This is a genomic window from Bacillus sp. FS02, assembly GCF_024398395.1.
Lineage (GTDB): Bacteria > Bacillota > Bacilli > Bacillales > Bacillaceae > Bacillus > Bacillus altitudinis.
In genome coordinates, this window is sequence record NZ_CP074101.1 from 1,663,902 (window position 1) to 1,683,661 (window position 19,760).

The following is a 19,760-nucleotide window of genomic DNA, read 5'->3' on the forward strand; positions in this document are numbered from 1 at the left end:
GCTCCTATTTTTCAATCTCTCCTGTCCAGCTGTTCATGCCTGGCACTACATTGATCAATTGATGAAATCCTTTTTCTTTTAACTTTTGTGCGGCTAATTCACTTCTTCTGCCTGAATGACAGATGAGGTAAATGAGCGTCTCTCGGTTCAATTCTTCAGCACGTTGTTCCACCTCGCCAAGAGGGATGTGAACAGCTCCTGGAATATGACCCGCTTCATATTCATCCGGCTCTCGTACATCTAAAATAAACAATGACTGATCTTCTTTTACCTTCTGTTGAAACATGTTCAACGACATTTCCGAAATCATTGACTGCTCCTCCTCCTGTTTCGTTCCGCCTTTACGAATCAAATGATGAAGCACCTGTCCTTCTACTTTTGTTCCTAAAAATTCATGACCGGCGCTTTTTGACCAAGCTGCTAAATCCGCTGTAGAGCCTTTGTCAGTTGCTTGCACTTCAAGCACATCTCCTGGCAAGAGCTCATTCATTTGTTTTTTTGTTTTGACAATGGGCATTGGGCATGCCAATCCTTTTGCATCTAGAATTGCTGTTGGTTGCTGCATTGTTTTTCCTCCTTTTATAGGGGTGGGGGTATATTGCAAAGCCTATTGATACCTATAATCGCCAAGCATTCATGCCACCCCTGATATTCGTAATGTGGGTAAATCCCTGTTTTTTTAACAATTTAGCCGCCTGCATACTTCTCATCCCACTTTGGCAGATCACATACACTTCTTTGTCTTTCTCAAGCTCATGCGCTCGATTCCTTAACTGTGGTAAGGGGATATTTTGAAAGCCTTTTATATGATTTGTTTGAAACTCTAAAGGTGATCGCACGTCTATCAGTTGTTGATGCCGACTATGCAATTTAGGTTTCAGATGAGCTGCGTCCATTTGTTTCACACCCCGTACGGGAAGAAAACGGCTCACAAGCAAAGCGATCACCATGATGAGCAAAAGCATTTGAATCATTTATGGACACCCCCCTAGATAAATAAGTTCACATTCCCGATTTCTGCCTCTGCTAAATACGCTGCCACACCGGCATATTGAATGTCTGCTAGTAATTCATCCTCCTGCAGCCCTAAAAGATCCATCGTCATCGTACATGCCACGAGGTTGATCTCTTGTTCCTTCGCCATATCAATGAGCTGCGGCAGGGTCATGGCATTGTGTTTGTTGATCACATGCTTGATCATCTTCGGCCCCATTCCTGCAAAATTCATCTTTGACAGCCCCATTCGATCAGCACCGCGCGGCATCATTTTGCCAAACATTTTTTCTGAAAATCCCTTCTTCAGTGGCACCATCTCTTCCTGACGCAAGGCATTCAGCCCCCAAAAAGTATGAAAAATCGTCACCTCGTGATCATAAGCTGCTGCGCCATTTGCAATAATGTAAGCGGCCATCGCTTTATCATAATCTCCACTAAATAAAACAATTGTTGTTCGTTTTTTCTGTTCCTCCATCATGATCCTCCTTATATCAATTACCCGTGGGGGTATATTGATAACAAAAAAATATACACATACCGGTAAGGGTATATTATAACAAGTAAAAAAATTCGTCAACCTCCAAAGGCTGAGGAATTTCTTACCGGCTTTTCACCAAGAGCTCAACCGCTTCTTTGACAAGCCCCTCTGTATCCTTGCCCTGCTCAAGACTTTCACGGACACATTGTTCAAGGTTTGTACTCACAATCACACCCATTGCCCGATCAATGGCATTGCGTGATGCAGACAGCTGCGTCACCACCTCGCGGCAATCCTTTCCCTGCTCCATCATCGCAAGAACCCCTTTAATCTGCCCTTCAATCCGGCGAAGACGATTCTTCATCTGCTGATTATACTCCACGTTTAACACTCCTTTCTCTTTTCCCTATGATCAGATAGTATACCCTGACAGGTATTTAGTCAAACATGATGAATTAGTATAAAAGAGCTGCTGAGAGCAAATGTCGCAGCAGCACGTTCTCTTTAAGCACTCGCTTCCTCTCGAGAGCGCTTATTTCCTTTGTAAATAAAATAAAGAGCGATCAGCATAAAGAACAATGCCAATATGCGTTTGAGATCAAGTGAAATCACCAGGCTATGGAACCAGCCAAAATGATCGATAACCATTCCAATGACAAGCTGCCCAGCAATCCCCGCAATATTCGCAGCAATGACACCGATTTTCGGAACAGCGATCACTGTCAGGATTAAATAAGCCGTTCCAAGAAAAGCCGCACTCAACTGCCACTTTGGTGCATGCAAGAGATTCAACAGATGGCCGCTCCCAAAGAATAAAATCAGAATGGTCAAAAACATCGTACCCGTTAAAAAGGTCAAAAAGGTCGTTTCAATCGTACCCGCTCTCCTGCTAAACGTACCGTTTATGGAAGATTGCGCACTTAACGTAATGCCTCCGATGAAAGTAAATAAAATTAACAATAATGCCATATCGAGTTTCCTCCTAATGAATAAGAATAAGGGCAATGATCATCGAAATGACCGCAAATACCTTCTCTTTGTTTACTCTCGTTCTCTGACTCCCAAGCCAGCCAAAATGCTCAATCACCATACTCATCAGCAGCTGACCAATAATGACAGCAACCATCGTTACCCCCACACCAACAAATGGAACACTCACCACAATAGACGTTAAATACACAACCCCCATCGCTCCGCCAAGTAGAGACCATTTTGGTGCCTTCAACGTATAGGAAAGGTCACCTTTGCCAAAAAAGAGCCACAATAAACCCATGATAATTGAACCGACAAAAAAGTTATAAAAACTCGTTTCTAACTGTCCAATCGACTTCCCAAGTTCCGCATAGATGGCTCCTTCAAAACTAAGTGCCGCACCGGCTAATAGTGCAAGCATATAAAAAATTAAACGCATCATTAAATCTCCTTTGATTCATATATTTATATATCTAGATAAATAGATATATAGAATAGAAAAAAACAGAAATCACACATCCTTTAGATCTCTGTTTTCATATATTGTCCGATCTGTTGGATAAATTCTTCATTTCGTCTATAGTATGTCCATTGTCCATGCCGTACCGATTCGAGCAGACCAGCCTTTTGCATCAAATGTAAGTAGCTAGAGACCGTTGATTGAGAAATTTGCGCCTTTTCTTGAATATCACCAACACAAACGCCCCCCTTATAACTAACCTCCTTCGGTAAATGAGCGCCTTGCTTAGGAAAATGCTTCTCTGGTTCCTTGAGCCACTTTAAAATATTCAACCTTGTTTCATTCGATAATGCCTTAAACACATCAATAGGTTCCATGGCAGACATTGTATATCTAGAAATACCGATATGTCAAGCCATTGCATATTCACCTCTAAATTGGTAAAAAGGAAATAATCAACGCTATAAGGAATATTTCAAGGAAAGAGGGCAACCCATGACTTTACAGCATTATATTGGATCAAACAAAGAACTGCCGCTTGGTACCATTGGTCAAAACCCTACCTATAAACCATTCTCTGAACTCAATATCAGCATGTTTGATAAAAAACAAAAAAAGCACAAAACCTATCAAAAGGAAGATCTTTTGATAGAAGTATTTGAAACAGAAGAGGATTTCGAAGGCATTCATATTGATTATCTAGATCCCGTCTATGAAGAGGTAAGAGACAAATTCACGCATCCTTTTGTTTATGAATTAGGCATCATTCATTCTCTTCGTGCACTTTTTAAATTCATTGAAAAAGAACTGTCAAAAGGAGAAACCATCGAAATCTATTCTTGTCTAGATGGACTCGAAATGAAAGAAAAGGACGATCAATTGGATGTAGAAATTGACCTAAGCAAAAAACGGTTTGGAAAACATATCGATTTTAAAGGGATCGATGAACTGATTGATATGTTTGAATTAGAAAACTTACAATATGTGTTGGTGAAGAGGTAGAGGAGAATTGACAAGTTACATCAAAATGCTGTGTTATTAGAGATTGTAGAAGCGTAACCTTGGTTAAGCAAAGGATCAATTGGAGTTATGAATAGAAAAGCGAATAGAAATGTAACACGGAGGTAGTTGAAGGAACCAAAATTTCCTCAATTACCTCTCTTCAGAACATCATAAAATTTTTCATATTATTTGAACTAGATAAGCGAATAGACGGCATGTCTCAATCAGCGATACCCGAAGAAGCTAAATGTCATGATTAAGTTTAAAAAGCACAAAATAATTTCTACCATAAATACTTAATTTATCTAAATTATAACGAAGGAAGGATACCTCAAATCTATTCTTCTCTCCAAACAATAGCTACCCTTCAATTAAACGTTTTAACTTAAGCTCCGTTTCAGTATCCTCAACTGGAGTATAGACACTGCATCTTAAATCAGTATCCCCATACACTTGTAATGAAGTGAGATTAAACAACATTTTACCTACCTTAGCATGACGAAATTCAATTAATACTTCAGGTGCATAGCTGATCTCATTTTCATTCCATATTTTACGAAACTCAGGATATGCCTGCTCCATTTCTTCTATAAATTGCTCATACCAGTCATCCGCCACATACTGTCCATAATACGTTCTAAATATGGCGATATATCCTCTTACAAAATGCTCCCAATTCACGGCTAAACTTTTAAATTCCTTTCTTGCGAATAGTAAGCGGATGATATTTCTTTCTGCTGGGATGATTTGTTCAAAGTCCAAAAATACATTAGCTGCTGCTTGATTCCACCCAACAATCTGACTTCTTCTATCAGATATAATTGTTGGGCAATAACGAAGTTCCTGCAAAATTTTCACTAAAGCCGGACTGATTTCCTTCTCATTCTCAATGATATAGGATTGTTTCACACCTTCCTCTAACGCTAAAGCGTACAAATATCTCCTTTCATCGTTATTTAATTGTAATGCACTAGAAATCGCATCTAATACCGAAGTAGATACTTTTATATCTCTGCCTTGCTCTAACCATGTATACCAAGTAAGACTCACACCGGCTAGTTGAGCTACTTCTTCTCTTCTGAGCCCTGGTGTTCTTCTGCGGGTTCCTACAGGTAAACCAACCATTTGAGGCGTGATTTTTGAACGTTGGTTTTTTAGAAATTCTGATAATGCTTGAAGTCTTGTTTCAGGTTTCAATATGATCACCCTTTAAAATATTATTCATTATACTAGGATAAACAACAACTTGTAATAGGATAACACAATGGATAAAGTTAATAAAAACAAGGAGGGAATGATCATGAAAAGAGTAGTCATTACTGGAATGGGAGTTATTTCTCCACTAGGAAATGATATAGATAGCTTTTGGAATCAACTCGTTAAAGGACAATCGGGAATATCTCTCATTGATTCTTTTGATACGACTGATTATAAAACAAAAATAGCTGGAATCGTTCGTGATTTCGATGCAGATGAAATATTAGGGAGAAAAGAAGCAAAACGATTAGATCGTTTTAGTCAGTTTGCCTTAGCAGCAGCCGAACAAGCATTAGAACATTCACAATTACAGTTAGATCAAGTAGATCTTGAACGTTTAGGCGTATATGTTGGTTCAGGAATCGGGGGCATACAATCGCTTGTTGATAATGTGAATGTATTAGATAAACGAGGTCCATCGAGAGTAAGCCCCAGCCTTGTCCCCATGATGATTTCAAATGCAGCTGCGGCCCAAATCAGTATTAAATTAGGCGCACAAGGGCCATCATTGTCACCAGTCACAGCTTGCTCTATTGGGAACACCTCTATTGGTGAAGCTTTCAATGCGATCCGAAATGATGAAGCAGATATTATATTTGCCGGTGGAGCAGAAGCTGCTGTCAATCAGATATCTTTGGCTAGCTTTGGAAACGCACATGCACTATCTACTAGAAACCAAGACCCAAGTCGTGCCAGCCGCCCATTCGATACAGATAGAGATGGCTTTGTTATGAGTGAAGGCGCAGGTATCTTAGTATTAGAATCATTAGACAACGCAATTCTTAGAGATGCGCCGATATTATGTGAAGTAGTGGGATACGGGGCTAGTTCAGATGCACATCATATGGTCGCTTCACACCCAGAAGGTAGGGGTGCCTACTTAGCCATGAAGAAAGCATTGAGAAGTGCAGATATATCAACAAGTGAAATCGATGTTATTAGTGCTCATGCAACAAGTACACAAGTAGGTGATCGTTCAGAAGTTCTAGCGATTAAGAAATTATTTGGTGATCGTTCAGGTGAAATTCCAACAACGGCAAACAAATCAATGACTGGGCACATGTTTGGTGCTGCTGGCGGAGTAGAAGCGATTGCTTTAGTGGAAAGTTTGAGACGAGGATTGATTCCGCCAACTATTAATGTAGAGAAACAAGATCCAGATTGCAATTTAGATGTTGTATTAGAAGCGAGACAGCTTCCATTGAAATATGGGCTATCCAATTCTTTTGGTTTTGGAGGACATAATTCAGCCATCTTGTTAAAACATTACGATTGAAGTGGTGAAAAGGTGAAATAATGACAAAACAAGGGTTTATAGTCCTTGATTTGTCATGATGGGAATACCTCACAGACAATTGATCACGGACCTCAGCTATCTGATATATTCATTATATTCCTGTTTAGACGGTTTTGAGGATGAAGATAAGGATGAGAACGCCCATAACATTTTAAAAGTAAGGAAACTATCTTATTAGCCTCCTTACTTTTATATCAATACACTATTATTGAATACTAAATAGCATTAATCCCATTTTTCCATATGTACTTTTAATTCTGGTATACTTAATATCCTTTGTATCTCTGTATCATTTTCCGTATCTATATAACTTTCTTCTTCATGAGAAGATGTAACCAGCCATTCTTCTCCATTTTTGAAGAAGGACAAGTCTTCTGGTAAATTTGGTTGCTCCCAATCATATAAAGAATTTGCGAATTCTTTTAGAATACTCTTCGCATTTTCATCTGTATAATAGTAATAAACTTTTGCTGTATTGTTAAATAGCATTGTGCTAGCCCATTCTGATTGTTCTTTCATCTCTTTCAATGAACTTTCAAGTCTTTTTAGGAAGGGATCAAAAGATTTTAAAGATCCCATATCTTTTCTTAAAACTAAATGAAACTCATCACAAATGTCGAAAGCCAAATCAATTAATTTGGAGTACTGCTCACCTTTTGGATTTTGATCAATAACTAACATATTTACACCTTCTCATATACCCATTTTTTAGATTTTTTGAATGTAAGTTCTTTTATGCTTCTTAAACTCAGATTATGCAACATAAGTAACTCCTGTAATAGTCACCGCTAGACCTATTGAAATTAAATGTGCTAAAAGTGCTTCTCCACCAAACGAAGAGATTACTAGAATGAATAGTATATATTTATTTCCAACACCACTTTTAACACATATTTTCATAAAAACACAAAGCTATTATAACAGCTTGTTATTATTGATTAAATACACACAAGATAAATATAGTAATAAATTCCATTTAAAAGGTATTAATATAGGTTTTCATAATTAATGAAGTGAATAAAAGAATTGAAAACAAATCTATCGAAAGTTAAAATTTCCACAGCAGTCCCTATAAATCTTTGACCTAATTATAGTTTTTTGATTTTTGCTCAGTTTCAAAATAAAGAACTATCGGTTATTATCCTACGTAACTTTTTTGAAGTAGTACTATCTAAATTCAAATGAAATTCCTTAAGCCCATCACCCTTTACACTCAAAAAGATTTGATCAATTATTTTATTTACTCATTTGATAAATAAATATAAAAGGAGGAGATTCCATGTCTACTAACAATAAACCGAACAGATTAATCACTGAAAAATCACCCTACCTCCTTCAACACGCCCACAACCCAGTTCACTGGTACCCGTGGGGGCAAGAAGCATTCGACAAAGCGAAACGTGAAAATAAACCGGTGCTTGTCAGCATCGGCTACGCCACTTGCCACTGGTGCCACGTCATGGCACACGAAAGCTTTGAAGATCAACAAGTCGCTGACATCCTAAACGAGCATTTCATTTCAATCAAGGTCGATCGTGAGGAGCGTCCAGACATTGACTCGATGTATATGTCCGTTTGTCAGATGATGACGGGGCAAGGAGGCTGGCCGCTCAACGTGTTTGTCACGCCTGATCAAAAGCCTTTTTATGCGGGGACATACTTTCCAAAAAGAAGTGCTTACGGCCGTCCCGGCTTCATTGAAGCACTGACGCAATTGCTGGATGCGTATCACAACGATCGTGATCATATTGAATCATTGGCAGAAAAGGCAACAAATAATTTACGGATCAAGGCAGCAGGGCAGACAGAAAATACGCTCACTCAGGAGTCGATTCACAAAGCCTATTATCAGCTCATGAGCAGCTTTGATACGCTGTATGGCGGCTTCGGTTCTGCGCCTAAATTTCCCGCACCTCATATGCTCACGTTTCTCATGCGTTATTTTGAATGGACAGGGCAAGAAAATGCGTTATATGCCGTCACAAAAACATTAAATGGCATGGCAAACGGCGGTATTTATGATCATATTGGTTCTGGATTTACTCGATATTCAACGGATGAAAAATGGCTTGTGCCGCATTTTGAAAAGATGCTGTATGATAACGCCTTGCTGATAGATGCCTACACCGAAGCCTATCAAATCACTCAACACCTTGAGTACGAAAAGCTTGTCCAAGACCTCATTCAATTTATCAAACGAGACATGATGAATCGTGATGGCTCTTTTTATTCGGCAATCGATGCCGATTCGGAAGGAAAGGAAGGGCAATATTACGTTTGGACAAAAGAGGAGATCATGACTCATTTAGGTGATGACCTCGGCACTTTATTTTGTGCGGTCTACCACATCACAGAGGAAGGAAATTTTGAAGGACAGAACATCCCTCATACCATTTCCACCTCATTTGATGACATCAAGGCAGCATATTCAATCGACGACAAAACCCTTCATTCCAAACTGCAATCCGCTCGACACATCTTACTCACTGTAAGACAGCAGCGACCTGCACCGCTAATCGATGACAAGGTACTCACATCGTGGAATGCGCTGATGATCTCCGCACTTGCCAAAGCAGGGAGTGTCTTTCATGAAAAAGAGGCTATCCGCATAGCAAAACAGGCAATGTCTTTTCTAGAAACACACCTCGTCCAGCAGGAACGGCTCATGGTCCGCTACAGGGAAGGGGACGTAAAGCATCTAGGCTTTATCGAGGATTATGCGCACATGCTCACAGCGTATATGTCTTTATACGAAGCGACCTTTGACCTAGATTGGCTGACAAAAGCCAGAGCCGTTGCTGAAAATATGTTTGAACTGTTTTGGGATGAGCAAATCGGGGCTTTTTCTTCTCAGGCTCAGATGCAGAAGCGCTTATTGTTCGTGAAAAAGAAGTATACGACGGGGCCATGCCGTCTGGTAACAGTACTGCACTCCAACAGCTTCTGAAACTAAGCAGAATGATCGGACGTCAAGACTGGATCGAAACACTAGAGAAGATGTTCAGCGCCTTTTACGTCGATGTCTCTTCCTATCCAAGCGGACATACCGCCTTTTTACAAGGACTATTAAGCCAATATGCCGTCAAACGAGAAATCATTATTCTCGGGAAAAAGGGCGATCCGCAAAAAGAACAGCTTCTACAAGCATTGCAAAAACGATTCATGCCATTTGATCTCATTTTAACTGCCGAAACAGGGCAAGAATTAGCAAGGCTCGCACCTTTTGCAAAAGATTACAAAACGATCAACGACAGCACGACGGTCTATATTTGTGAAAACTACAGCTGCCGCCAGCCGATCACCAATCTCGACGAAGCGATGGATCAATTATTCCAAACTTGAGCTGTCATATGATGACTATGAGAAGACAAAATGAGGACAAACAGATAAAAAACATGTCAATCCGCTAACAATTCGTCTATACGGTTTTATTTTTCCTCTAAAACGGTTAGAATGCGCACTAGATGTTCTCATACCGAAGGGAGAGAAAATAGTTGAAAAAAGTATCATATACACTCATTGCTTGTCTGTTATCAGTGGGGCTTGCAGCCTGCTCATCAAACGATGCGAAACAGGATAAGCAAAACGATTCAGCCAAAAGCAAGGAAACAACACAGGCTGACCAAAAAGAGCAGCAAAAGCAAATGGAAGAGATGCAAAAGAAATTAGACGCACAAAAAATTGATGATCAAAAGGTCGTTGCGACCGTCAACAAAGATAAAATCACAGGCAGTGAATACAATAGCGCCCTATCAACCATTCAAGGTCAACTTCAGCAGTCAGGACAAGACCCAACATCTAAAGAAGGCGCAAAAGCTGTCAAAAAGCAAACCATTGATGCGCTAGTAGGTCAAGAGCTCATCCTGCAAGATGCTGAGAAGAAGGGCTATAAAGCCTCTGACAAACAAGTCGATCAGCAGCTAAAAGAAGAAAAGAAACAATTTAAAGACAATGCTCAATTTGAAGAAGCACTCAAAAAGAGCGGACTGACAATGGATCAGCTGAAAAGTGATATTGCCGACAGCATCAAATACAGCCAATATGTCGACAAAGAAATTAAATCAGCCTCTGTGTCTGAAAAAGACGTCAAAGCGTACTATGACCAATACGCCGAACAAATGAAAAAACAAAAACAAAAAGCACCTGATTTCAAAGACGTCAAATCACAAATCAAGAAGCAGTTAGAATCTCAAGAAAAGCAAAAAGAAGTACAAAAAGAAATTGATCAACTAAAGAAATCTGCAAAAATTGATGTATCAATTTAACCACTATTAAAAATCCGCCATTGTGCGGATTTTTTTCATCACTTCAAGAACTGTTTTTCCAAAATAATGACAAAAGCCTCATCATAAACATCTACTCCATCCGATATGATGGGAGTACAAAAGAAAGCGTTATCAATTCTTTTGTCTCTGAAAAAGTACAAGATCAAAGACAGACCTCGTACTTTTGTTTCAGTCATATCTACAAGAGGAGGATGTTTATGTTCAAATGGTTTAAACCCGCTCCGCATATCGACAGGCTCGATGATGCCAAAACAGACGAAACCTATAAACGGCTGCGTCTGCAAGTCTTTTTGGGGATCTTTATCGGATATGCTGGCTACTATTTGCTGCGCAAAAATTTCGCATTTGCCATCCCTTATTTACAGGAAGAGGGGTTCACAAAAAGTGAATTAGGCTTTGTACTGGCGGCTGTTTCAATCGCTTATGGCTTTAGTAAATTCATTATGGGGATGATCTCAGACCGGTGTAACCCAAGATACTTTTTAGCCGCTGGACTCTTTCTATCAGCTCTTATCAATATTCTTTTTGTCTCATTTCCATGGGTGACATCCAGTGTATGGATCATGTTTTTATTCATGTTCTTAAACGGCTGGTTTCAAGGAATGGGGTGGCCGCCATGCGGACGAACGATGGCGCATTGGTTTTCGGTGAGTGAACGTGGTACGAAAATGTCCATTTGGAACGTCGCTCACAATATCGGCGGGGGATTCTTGCACCGCTTATTACATTAGGAATTGTTTTGTTTGCGACGTGGAAAAGTATCTTTTTCTTCCCTGCCATCATCGCCATTATCGTCTCCTTCGTCATCATTCTTCTCGTACGGGACACCCCGCAATCCGCTGGTCTTCCGCCAATTGAAGAATACCGAAATGACTATCCGGCACAACAATATGAAGATCAAGAAAAAGAATTAACCGTAAAAGAGATTTTGTTTAAATATGTACTCAACAATAAATTCCTTTGGTATATCGCCATTGCCAACGTCTTTGTGTACTTTGTCCGTTACGGGGTCGTAGACTGGGCACCTACCTATTTAACAGAAGCAAAAGGATTCTCACCAGAGCATTCACGCTGGTCTTATTTCCTTTATGAATATGCAGGCATCCCTGGTACATTATTGTGCGGGTGGATTAGTGACCGTTTCTTTAGAAGCCGCCGCGCACCTGCTGGCGTCCTCTTTATGATTGGCGTATTAATTGCGGTTCTTGTGTACTGGTTAAACCCTGCTGGCAATCCAATGGTTGATAATATTGCCCTCATCAGCATCGGATTTTTAATTTACGGACCCGTCATGCTCATTGGACTGCAAGCCATTGATCTCGCTCCGAAAAAAGCCGCTGGCACTGCTGCCGGGCTGACAGGATTCTTTGGATATATTGGTGGCTCTGCTTTTGCTAATGCCATGATGGGTGTCGTCGTCGATCACTATGACTGGACAGGAGGTTTCATTTTACTAGTTGGTTCTTGTATCCTTGCGATTGTGTTCCTCGCCATGACATGGAATACAGGAAAGCGCGTAGAGCAAGCTTAATGAAAATCACATAAAAGATTCATCTCCGCCCAACATGCCCTTTACATCTATTTCTTATGATGGAGGCAGTTACCGTAAAAGGAGGATAAAATATGAAGAAAAGTAGATTACTTGCTTTCGTGTTACTCTCTTTTGCTTTACTGTCTTTTGGTTGGGTGCCGACCACCATATCGGCACATGAACATCTTTTATCTCCAGATCGCATTTTAACCGTTGCACACCGCGGAGCATCAGGGTATGCCCCAGAGCATACCCTAGCTTCCTACAAGCTCGCCACAAAGATGAATGCAGATTACCTCGAACTCGACCTTCAAATGACAAAGGATGGACACCTCATCGTCATGCACGATGAAACGGTTGACCGGACGACAAACGGAACAGGCTGGGTCAAAGACCTCACACTTGCCGAAATCAAACAGCTTGATGCCGGTGCATGGTTTAACGAAGCCAACCCCGACAAACAAAATGCCCACTTTATTGGACAGCAAGTCCTCACATTAGATGAGGTATTACGTTACTTCGGTAAACGAGAAAATTATTATATTGAAACCAAAAAACCAGACATCTATCCGCAAATGGAAGAAAAACTATTGGCCGTCTTAAAGAAACATCATCTTCTTGGAAAACATACGAGAAAAGGGCAGGTCATCATCCAATCTTTCAGCCAAGAAAGTCTATTAAAATTGCAGAAACTCGCCCCTCGACTTCCAAAAGTACAGCTTTTAGACAGGGCGCAAATGACATCTATTACAGATGATCAGCTCGACTTCATCAAAACGTATGCAGTGGGGATCGGACCGAATTTTAGAGCTTTGACACTTGAAAATGTACTGCAGGTCAGAAGCCATGGACTCCTCCTTCACCCATATACGGTAAACAGCGAAGCAGACATGACACGTCTTCTGCAATACGGCGTCACTGGTCTTTTCACCAACTTTCCAGATGTCTTTCAGCGTGTCAAAGCTTCTCTGTAAACGACAAAAGCCTTGCGGGTCCACTCCGCAAGGCTTTTGATTATTTCACCGTTTGATCAGAAGAAGCTGTTTCAATCGGTTTTCGTTTACCAATTCCGAAGATGAAGAAGCTAAGCGCTACAACAATCAAGAAAACAATCCCCACAATAAGAGAAATACGTGTATCCTGATTAATGAGCATAAACACAAGAACCATCAATAAAAAGCCAATCGTAAGATAATTAGAAACTGGTGCTAGCGGCATCTTGAATGGATGCTGATCAAGCGCTGCCCCCTTCGCTTTTCTGAAGCCAATGTGACTAATTAAAATTACAAACCAAGGCACCATACCAGGAAGGACACTCGCACTATACACATAAACGAAAATGTTTGGCGGAGAAACGTAATTTAAGACCACCCCAACCGCTAAACCAATCAGCACAGCAAATGTCCCAAAATACGGTACACCATTCTTCGAAATTTTTGTAAAGAAAGCAGGTGCCTGTCCATTCACACCTAATGTATAAAGCATACGTCCCGCACTGAAGATTCCACTATTACAGCCGGACATCGCTGCTGTAATGACAACAAAGTTAATAATACCTGCTGCTGCCGTAATTCCAATTTTCGCAAACGTCGCCACAAATGGACTGCCGAGCGTATTCAGCTGATCCCACGGATACACCGTCACGATGACAAAGATCGCACCGATATAGAAAATCAAAATACGCCAGATGATGCTTTTGATGGCATTTGTCAGCGTCTTTTGCGGATTTTGCGCCTCACCTGCAGTAATCCCAATGAGCTCTACCCCTTGATAGGCAGCAATCACTAGGGACAATGCAAACAAGAAACCGCTAAATCCACCTGTAAAGAATCCGCCATGCGCCCAAAGGTTAGACAAACCAATCGCTGTTCCACCATTGCCAAACCCAAAGAAAATAATGCCTAAACCTGCAATGATCATTAAAATAATCGTCACAATCTTGATCATCGCAAACCAGAATTCAAACTCACCGAATGACTTAACCGAAATCAAGTTGGCCGCACCTAAAATGATCATGGCGATTAATCCGGGAATCCACGCCGGTAACTCCGGGAACCAATATTTCATATAAGCGCCTACAGCGATAATCTCAGACATTCCAACAATGACCCACTGGAACCAGTTACTCCAAGCTGTCATATACCCCGCAAGCGGATGAATATATTGATGCCCAAATGTAGCAAACGATCCCGTACTCGGTTCAAGATACAACATTTCTCCCATCGCACGCATAATAAAAAAGATAAAAATACCACACACTGCGTACGCTAGAAGAACCGATGGACCTGTCCATTGAATGGCTTTAGCTGACCCCATAAATAAGCCAACACCAATTGTGCCGCCAAGCGCGATCATTTGAATATGACGAGCACTTAACCCTCTCTTTAATTCCTTTTGAGCCACTTCTATTCCCCCTCATCAACAAACAACATAAAAAATAAAAAATCAGAATTTTCATTCTGATTCAAAATCTTCAATCTTTCGATGTATATTATCATAATAAATCTACCCTTAAAAAACAATTGTTTTTTTGAGGAAAACAATATTAGCAAAATATTCTGACATAAGAAGATATTCAAATTATTTTATATTGATATATCGAATTAGAGGATCAACATCACTTCAATGACCATCACTTAATAGAAAAGAACCGCCCCTTATATCCACCTCAAAGCTTTTCCCTCCATTTTTATAAATCATTTTCTCCTGATCATCAATACATGGAAAGTCAATGTGAAAAGTACCTGATCTTTTCTTCACATAACAAATAAATCCATCATTTTCCGGAATCGCCACTTTGACAGATGATCCAGTTGACGTCGATTTGAGCGAATGTAGCATGGCCTTTGAATGTATCTGTACCCTTCTGCCTATTAAATTCAGATCAATATCTGAAAAAGCACCTACCATCTCCACTTTTGACGAAGTAGTACGCAGGCTCAATGTCTGCGTGTTGAGCTGTTGACTAGAGATAAGTCCACCCACTGTCTGCAAGCGCAGATGCTTGATTTCTCCCGTAAACATGGACTTTCCAGAAATCAATTGGCATTCAGCCTCCTTCACCTTCAGTCCATCCAAGAATAGATTTGCTCCTTTACAATGAATAGACAAGGACTGTAACTGTGCCTGAGGGAGATAAATCTCCAAATTCGTTTGATGAAGATGAAGCCCCAAGCTGATCGCTCGTTTTCTTTTATCTTGAATGACTAGCCTGCCTTCCTGCACTTGATGATGCAGTAAATACCGATGGGGAAAAACGTGATTGGTGGTCTGCTTCATCAATACATAAGGATGTTCATGGTGATAAAGGCGAACATCTCCCACCAGCCAGTTTAACGAAAGTTCCGTTATTGCTTCTTCAATTTGAACCGTATGCTTCACATGCCTCCATCCTTTTCCCATCATGAATTACCTCGTTTGCAGCCGGCCGATGCGGCTCCATAATTCCAAGATCACAATGAGAATTGCCGAGATCATCACTCCTGACAGGACGAGGTTCAAGTGATCATTTCCATAAATGGCCAGCGATACATTTCCTAAAACAGCACATAAAACAATTGCAGTCAGGACGGTCATCAAAACAGATTTCTTCCTCAACCCGATTCTCATCGCCATCAAACCAATCGCTTGAACACAAACAATCAACATAAAGAATGTTTTCATCAATTGAAACAGAGCACCTGCCGTCAGCGTATCATGAACAATAGGGAAGAACATTTCAGACACACTAAACACAACAAATGAAGGAACGATGCTGCACATCATCGCAAATGTTGAAAGGCACACCATCCATATCATATGAGAAAGGAATCTCACTGAATTGGATGTGCGTTCCTGATCAACAGTCTTGCCTATACGCCAATACAGCATAGCCGTGATGATAGAAAAAAAGATCATCCATACTGTACTCGTTAACAAATAAATATTCGTATATTGCTGAAAACCCGGTTCGCGTTCAATTTTTGCAGCAAACGCAATAAAATAGATGAATACTAGCAGCACAATACTCGCGATAAAACTAGCTTGAATATACTGCTTCATGTGGCCTTTTCTTAGCTCAACCTTCATAAAATGAATCATACGTCATCCTCCTATCAGTTGGCATTCTTTATCTTTCGGGCAGATCATACCCGCCAATTTCAGCATAGTGCGCTGTCACCTTTTGAATAAATAGATCACTCACAATATCCACGCCAAGACCCTTCATCATCTGCTTTAAAAAACACAAACGCTGGACCGTTTCTTCATGATTGCGTACAAACAATGTGGGATTCAACCATATATTCACAAGAAGCAAAAATACTTCTGCCACTTCACCAGGAAACGCAGTTTCCATCGAACCATCCTCAATCCCTTCAATGATTAACTGTTTGATTCTCAAAGCATCCTGATTGACACCTGTCTTCATGCCTTCAATCACAAATTGCGGATTTTTCATCTGGTCAACCAAGATCCCATCAATCGAATGAGACTGCGGGTCTGCCACAAGCTGCTCCAGGATAAGCTGCAGCTTCTCTTTCGCATGAGCTGCCTCCGTATGCTCAATTAACTCCTCAAGCTTCTCGGTTGCGTAACGAAACTGCCGATCCATCACGCCGCGTAATATTTCATCCTTCGATTTAAAATGATGATAAATAGCCCCTTTAGACATATTCAATTCATGGATAATATCTTGCAAACTTGTCTTTTCAAATCCCTTTTCCTGAAACAACTTTGTCGACACGTCCAAAATTTGCTGCATCGTCTTTTCTGGATACTTATTTCGCGCCAGTTCAAACGCCTCCTTTTACATACCGACCGTCGGTATGTTTATTTATATTTTTCATTATAAACGGTTCATGCAAGATTTGTATACAAAAAAAAGACCGCTCACACGGTCTTCTCAAGCTCAAAATGCAAATTCATCGGCACATCTGGCAGAGCCGAGGCCTCCTCCATATTCGTCGTAGGTGTTTTCTCATCCACTTCCTCAAATCGAAAACCGTCAGCCCATACTGTTCCATTACCGCTGAGTAGCACTCCAAAATGAATGGATTCACTGCGCGTAGGAACATCTAATACGATGGCATATTGATTCCATTCCGTAGAATCTGTCACAGGTCGATTCTGCATATTATCAAACTGCACCGTATCACCCTTTCCGTCATCTACCCGCATCCAAATTCCTGCTGAAGATACATTCTCTGTTTTCAAGAAAGCAGAAAGCTTCAACCGCTTGCCTACATACTCTTTTGCTTGAAACCCTTGCATCATCGTCGCAAACTGTCCTTCTTGTACGCCTTCTTTAGATGATAAAACACCTGATTGCTTTCCCGTATGGAACTCTGCTGTATCAACACCCATCTCATACATATGCGGATGTGAACCACTCAAACCCCAGCCAGGTACTGCTTCATGTAATGTCATCGAATCTTCCTCCTTTTTCATTCGCATGTCTCTCATCATGGACCTGTACATTCCGGGAGGTAAGGAATACAGATGCTTAAAAGCACGCGTAAAGGCTTCCTGCGATTGGAATTGTAACGAAAAAGCGATGTCTAAAATCCCCTGATCCGTATACAAAAGAAGCTGTGCAGCCGTAGCTAATCTTCGTTTCCGCACATATTCCCCCATCGACAGCCCGGTTTCTCGTTTAAACACACGCAGCAAATGAAAATGTGAATATCCTACTTTCTCAGGCACCTGTCTCAGCGACAGCTCATCCATCAAATGCGACTCCAAATAAGAAATCACCTCTTGCGTCACCCGACTATACATCATCTCCCTCACCTCTTCTTGATCATAAAACAAATCAGTTCACTCGTTTTGATCAAAATTGCGATGTTTCATCTGTCCAGCTGAGGAGGAAAACCGCTAACGTGAGCGCTCGTTGTTCGATAGAAACTCCCTCACATCATCTGCGATTTCTTTTGATTTCGTATGATGCAAATAATGGCCGCCCTTGAAAGTAACGACTTTTCCGTGGTCTACATGTTTCAGCAGCTCTTCATGCATTGGTTTCCAGTTTGGTGTTTCTTTCTCCGTTTGATCTGCTAGATAGAAAGCAACAGGGAGCTTCTTAGGGAAATGTAGGCGTTGAGCGTTTTTAAAATTGTTTCTAAAGTTTTCTGCCTCACTCGCTTGGCTTTCATCCAAGAAATTTCGGAAAGTCAGCATTTTAATCTGAGCTTTCGTTTGATCATCTACTTTAGGCATCACCAGTTGATCTGGATTCATTTTCACTATCAATCTGTAAAAGCCGGATTGATGAAGCAGCTGTAAGCTGGAGACTGGCAATTCATCCGTTTCCTGTTTAGGAACACTCGTATCAATTCCAACAAAGGCTTGGACTTCTTTTTCATATTGATTCAAATATTCTAATCCATAAATGCCAGCAATCGAATGACCCATCAGCGTATATTTTTTAATGTTGAGTTTTTGCAAACATTCATGAATCTCATCCACAATGTTTTGACTTGTCCTTACTTTATCTGTGTCGTCACTTAAACCATAACCAAACGGTTCAATCACAACGACTCTATAATCTGGCGATAACTCCTTGACTAACGGTTTAAAATCAAGCACGGGTGAAGCAGTTCCATAGCCTGGGAGAAGGACAATCGTTTCTTTCCCATCGCCTTGAATGAGCACATTCATCTGCTTCCCATCCACCAAGACCTTTTGCCCATAAGCTTCTATTTTCCCCTGTTCTCTTTCCTTACTAATTAGATTAACAACATAAACACTGGCTACAAATACAACCAAGACAGTCAGAATGGTACATAGAGCAATCAGCATTATTTTCAGTAATTTTTTCAATATTTTTTCTTCCCTTCATGATGAAGTACCCTAGCTTGCATCCGCAGATGAAAGATTAGTATTTTCTTTCACAATAGATAATGCCAATTGTATTTGCGCAAACACTTGATACATACATAAACGTAATCGCTATATAAAACCATTCTGTTGGAGATGATAATTCATGAACAAAAGCTTGAACGACAGCAACCAATATATAGGCTAATGCCACACCTACAATTGAAAAACTTCCAGCTTTCGCTAAAATAAATTGACCCCGTTCATCCTGTTTATATTCACGGCTTTTCTTAAATTGAAAGACCGTACTTAAGATAGAAAGGATAATCAGAGAATAAAGTATGATCGTTGTCATCATCGCTGTTGTTCCTCCTTGTCGACCTCTTGAAAAACGTCATATAAATCAACTTCAAATGTTCTCGCAATTTGAAATGCTAATTTTAAAGACAAAGAATATTTACCATTTTCAATCGCTGCCACAGTTTGACGAGTCACACCTAACTTCTCTGCCAAATCCTTTTGTGTCCAGTCTCTTTCTGCCCGTAATACCTTAATTCTATTTTTAATTTCCATTTCAGATTCCTTTCTTAAAGGATGTTTTATTTAACATTATGTTAAAAATAATTAACATTATGTTAAATAACAATAACCTGTTTTCTACTGGATGTCAATTTCACCGGATGCAA

23 protein-coding genes and 1 pseudogene are annotated in these 19,760 nt (G+C 40.4%); 7 read left to right on the forward strand and 17 right to left on the reverse strand.

Features of this window, described 5'->3' with window-relative positions:
- Positions 1-4 precede the first annotated feature (4 nt).
- The 7 genes from KFQ09_RS08315 to KFQ09_RS08345 all read right to left on the reverse strand — a co-directional run bounded on the left by KFQ09_RS08315 (position 5) and on the right by KFQ09_RS08345 (position 3,283).
- Positions 5-565 carry a sulfurtransferase TusA family protein gene (locus tag KFQ09_RS08315; protein WP_060832024.1) on the reverse strand — a complete coding sequence of 187 codons (561 nt, stop codon included), beginning with the start codon at positions 563-565 and terminating at the stop codon, positions 5-7.
- A 52-nt stretch (positions 566-617) separates the two neighbouring features.
- Positions 618-974: a rhodanese-like domain-containing protein gene (locus KFQ09_RS08320; RefSeq protein ID WP_060832023.1), complete on the reverse strand. Its 357-nt coding sequence runs from the start codon at positions 972-974 to the stop codon at positions 618-620.
- A gap of 14 nt (positions 975-988) precedes the next feature.
- The gene (locus tag KFQ09_RS08325) at positions 989-1,471 is read right to left on the reverse strand and encodes a DsrE/DsrF/DrsH-like family protein (protein ID WP_060832022.1); all 483 of its coding nucleotides are present in this window, start codon (positions 1,469-1,471) and stop codon (positions 989-991) included.
- Positions 1,472-1,595: 124 nt separating this feature from the next.
- Positions 1,596-1,856, reverse strand: coding sequence for a metal-sensitive transcriptional regulator (locus KFQ09_RS08330; RefSeq protein WP_003217059.1), 261 nt, complete (start codon positions 1,854-1,856; stop codon positions 1,596-1,598).
- Positions 1,857-1,978: 122 nt separating this feature from the next.
- A complete protein-coding gene (locus tag KFQ09_RS08335; RefSeq protein WP_017366510.1) occupies positions 1,979-2,443 on the reverse strand; it encodes a DMT family transporter in 465 nt (154 codons plus the stop codon).
- A gap of 13 nt (positions 2,444-2,456) precedes the next feature.
- Positions 2,457-2,885: a DMT family transporter gene (locus KFQ09_RS08340; RefSeq protein ID WP_017366509.1), complete on the reverse strand. Its 429-nt coding sequence runs from the start codon at positions 2,883-2,885 to the stop codon at positions 2,457-2,459.
- Between the two features lie 83 nt (positions 2,886-2,968).
- A complete protein-coding gene (locus KFQ09_RS08345; RefSeq protein WP_008343888.1) occupies positions 2,969-3,283 on the reverse strand; it encodes an ArsR/SmtB family transcription factor in 315 nt (104 codons plus the stop codon).
- Positions 3,284-3,401: 118 nt separating this feature from the next.
- Between KFQ09_RS08345 and KFQ09_RS08350 the strand changes: the two genes are divergently transcribed.
- Positions 3,402-3,908 carry a hypothetical protein gene (locus tag KFQ09_RS08350; protein ID WP_017366508.1) on the forward strand — a complete coding sequence of 169 codons (507 nt, stop codon included), beginning with the start codon at positions 3,402-3,404 and terminating at the stop codon, positions 3,906-3,908.
- A gap of 360 nt (positions 3,909-4,268) precedes the next feature.
- Here KFQ09_RS08350 and KFQ09_RS08355 read toward each other — a convergent pair whose 3' ends face one another.
- Positions 4,269-5,105, reverse strand: a complete 837-nt coding sequence (locus tag KFQ09_RS08355; protein WP_008359338.1) for a helix-turn-helix transcriptional regulator — start codon at positions 5,103-5,105, stop codon at positions 4,269-4,271.
- Between the two features lie 103 nt (positions 5,106-5,208).
- Here KFQ09_RS08355 and fabF point away from each other — a divergent pair, with 103 nt between their 5' ends.
- The gene (fabF, locus tag KFQ09_RS08360; protein WP_035702991.1) at positions 5,209-6,441 is read left to right on the forward strand and encodes a beta-ketoacyl-ACP synthase II; all 1,233 of its coding nucleotides are present in this window, start codon (positions 5,209-5,211) and stop codon (positions 6,439-6,441) included.
- Between the two features lie 246 nt (positions 6,442-6,687).
- On the opposite strand, the gene KFQ09_RS08365 is transcribed toward fabF, so the two are convergent.
- The gene (locus KFQ09_RS08365) at positions 6,688-7,143 is read right to left on the reverse strand and encodes a hypothetical protein (RefSeq protein WP_035702989.1); all 456 of its coding nucleotides are present in this window, start codon (positions 7,141-7,143) and stop codon (positions 6,688-6,690) included.
- Positions 7,144-7,741: 598 nt separating this feature from the next.
- Between KFQ09_RS08365 and KFQ09_RS19530 the strand changes: the two genes are divergently transcribed.
- From KFQ09_RS19530 to KFQ09_RS08395, 5 genes and pseudogenes are all read left to right on the forward strand, one after another.
- Positions 7,742-9,409, forward strand: coding sequence for a thioredoxin domain-containing protein (locus KFQ09_RS19530; protein WP_370648317.1), 1,668 nt, complete (start codon positions 7,742-7,744; stop codon positions 9,407-9,409).
- Positions 9,410-9,420: 11 nt separating this feature from the next.
- Positions 9,421-9,804 carry a hypothetical protein gene (locus tag KFQ09_RS08380; protein ID WP_255836200.1) on the forward strand — a complete coding sequence of 128 codons (384 nt, stop codon included), beginning with the start codon at positions 9,421-9,423 and terminating at the stop codon, positions 9,802-9,804.
- 152 nt (positions 9,805-9,956) lie between these two features.
- Positions 9,957-10,727: a SurA N-terminal domain-containing protein gene (locus KFQ09_RS08385; protein ID WP_035702985.1), complete on the forward strand. Its 771-nt coding sequence runs from the start codon at positions 9,957-9,959 to the stop codon at positions 10,725-10,727.
- A gap of 218 nt (positions 10,728-10,945) precedes the next feature.
- A pseudogene (gene glpT / locus KFQ09_RS08390) lies at positions 10,946-12,279 on the forward strand (glycerol-3-phosphate transporter).
- Positions 12,280-12,371: 92 nt separating this feature from the next.
- A complete protein-coding gene (locus tag KFQ09_RS08395; RefSeq protein WP_035702984.1) occupies positions 12,372-13,253 on the forward strand; it encodes a glycerophosphodiester phosphodiesterase in 882 nt (293 codons plus the stop codon).
- A 40-nt stretch (positions 13,254-13,293) separates the two neighbouring features.
- Here KFQ09_RS08395 and KFQ09_RS08400 read toward each other — a convergent pair whose 3' ends face one another.
- The 8 genes from KFQ09_RS08400 to KFQ09_RS08435 all read right to left on the reverse strand — a co-directional run bounded on the left by KFQ09_RS08400 (position 13,294) and on the right by KFQ09_RS08435 (position 19,647).
- The gene (locus tag KFQ09_RS08400; protein ID WP_035702983.1) at positions 13,294-14,682 is read right to left on the reverse strand and encodes an amino acid permease; all 1,389 of its coding nucleotides are present in this window, start codon (positions 14,680-14,682) and stop codon (positions 13,294-13,296) included.
- Positions 14,683-14,901: 219 nt separating this feature from the next.
- A complete protein-coding gene (locus KFQ09_RS08405; protein WP_048002341.1) occupies positions 14,902-15,660 on the reverse strand; it encodes a DUF4097 family beta strand repeat-containing protein in 759 nt (252 codons plus the stop codon).
- Between the two features lie 27 nt (positions 15,661-15,687).
- Positions 15,688-16,359: a bacitracin ABC transporter permease gene (locus KFQ09_RS08410; protein ID WP_065459715.1), complete on the reverse strand. Its 672-nt coding sequence runs from the start codon at positions 16,357-16,359 to the stop codon at positions 15,688-15,690.
- A 28-nt stretch (positions 16,360-16,387) separates the two neighbouring features.
- Positions 16,388-17,020: a TetR/AcrR family transcriptional regulator gene (locus KFQ09_RS08415; protein ID WP_008343904.1), complete on the reverse strand. Its 633-nt coding sequence runs from the start codon at positions 17,018-17,020 to the stop codon at positions 16,388-16,390.
- A gap of 128 nt (positions 17,021-17,148) precedes the next feature.
- A complete protein-coding gene (locus tag KFQ09_RS08420; protein ID WP_129548052.1) occupies positions 17,149-18,039 on the reverse strand; it encodes a helix-turn-helix domain-containing protein in 891 nt (296 codons plus the stop codon).
- A gap of 93 nt (positions 18,040-18,132) precedes the next feature.
- Positions 18,133-19,077 carry an alpha/beta fold hydrolase gene (locus KFQ09_RS08425; protein ID WP_129548051.1) on the reverse strand — a complete coding sequence of 315 codons (945 nt, stop codon included), beginning with the start codon at positions 19,075-19,077 and terminating at the stop codon, positions 18,133-18,135.
- Between the two features lie 55 nt (positions 19,078-19,132).
- Positions 19,133-19,432, reverse strand: a complete 300-nt coding sequence (locus tag KFQ09_RS08430; RefSeq protein ID WP_017358704.1) for a hypothetical protein — start codon at positions 19,430-19,432, stop codon at positions 19,133-19,135.
- A complete protein-coding gene (locus KFQ09_RS08435) occupies positions 19,429-19,647 on the reverse strand; it encodes a helix-turn-helix transcriptional regulator (RefSeq protein ID WP_144684438.1) in 219 nt (72 codons plus the stop codon). Before KFQ09_RS08435 ends, KFQ09_RS08430 begins: the two co-directional genes overlap by 4 nt.
- Between the last annotated feature and the right edge of the window lie 113 nt (positions 19,648-19,760).

Bases quoted from the DNA above. Each gene is read 5' to 3' on its own strand.
- KFQ09_RS08315 (WP_060832024.1), bottom strand. From the start codon at position 565: ATGCAGCAACCAACAGCAATTCTAGATGCAAAAGGATTGGCATGCCCA.
- KFQ09_RS08320 (WP_060832023.1), bottom strand. From the start codon at position 974: ATGATTCAAATGCTTTTGCTCATCATGGTGATCGCTTTGCTTGTGAGC.
- KFQ09_RS08325 (WP_060832022.1), bottom strand. From the start codon at position 1,471: ATGGAGGAACAGAAAAAACGAACAACAATTGTTTTATTTAGTGGAGAT.
- KFQ09_RS08335 (WP_017366510.1), bottom strand. From the start codon at position 2,443: ATGGCATTATTGTTAATTTTATTTACTTTCATCGGAGGCATTACGTTA.
- KFQ09_RS08340 (WP_017366509.1), bottom strand. From the start codon at position 2,885: ATGCGTTTAATTTTTTATATGCTTGCACTATTAGCCGGTGCGGCACTT.
- KFQ09_RS08345 (WP_008343888.1), bottom strand. From the start codon at position 3,283: ATGGAACCTATTGATGTGTTTAAGGCATTATCGAATGAAACAAGGTTG.
- KFQ09_RS08350 (WP_017366508.1), top strand. From the start codon at position 3,402: ATGACTTTACAGCATTATATTGGATCAAACAAAGAACTGCCGCTTGGT.
- fabF (WP_035702991.1), top strand. From the start codon at position 5,209: ATGAAAAGAGTAGTCATTACTGGAATGGGAGTTATTTCTCCACTAGGA.
- KFQ09_RS08365 (WP_035702989.1), bottom strand. From the start codon at position 7,143: ATGTTAGTTATTGATCAAAATCCAAAAGGTGAGCAGTACTCCAAATTA.
- KFQ09_RS19530 (WP_370648317.1), top strand. From the start codon at position 7,742: ATGTCTACTAACAATAAACCGAACAGATTAATCACTGAAAAATCACCC.
- KFQ09_RS08380 (WP_255836200.1), top strand. From the start codon at position 9,421: ATGATCGGACGTCAAGACTGGATCGAAACACTAGAGAAGATGTTCAGC.
- KFQ09_RS08395 (WP_035702984.1), top strand. From the start codon at position 12,372: ATGAAGAAAAGTAGATTACTTGCTTTCGTGTTACTCTCTTTTGCTTTA.
- KFQ09_RS08410 (WP_065459715.1), bottom strand. From the start codon at position 16,359: ATGATTCATTTTATGAAGGTTGAGCTAAGAAAAGGCCACATGAAGCAG.
- KFQ09_RS08415 (WP_008343904.1), bottom strand. From the start codon at position 17,020: ATGCAGCAAATTTTGGACGTGTCGACAAAGTTGTTTCAGGAAAAGGGA.
- KFQ09_RS08420 (WP_129548052.1), bottom strand. From the start codon at position 18,039: ATGATGTATAGTCGGGTGACGCAAGAGGTGATTTCTTATTTGGAGTCG.
- KFQ09_RS08430 (WP_017358704.1), bottom strand. From the start codon at position 19,432: ATGATGACAACGATCATACTTTATTCTCTGATTATCCTTTCTATCTTA.
- KFQ09_RS08435 (WP_144684438.1), bottom strand. From the start codon at position 19,647: ATGGAAATTAAAAATAGAATTAAGGTATTACGGGCAGAAAGAGACTGG.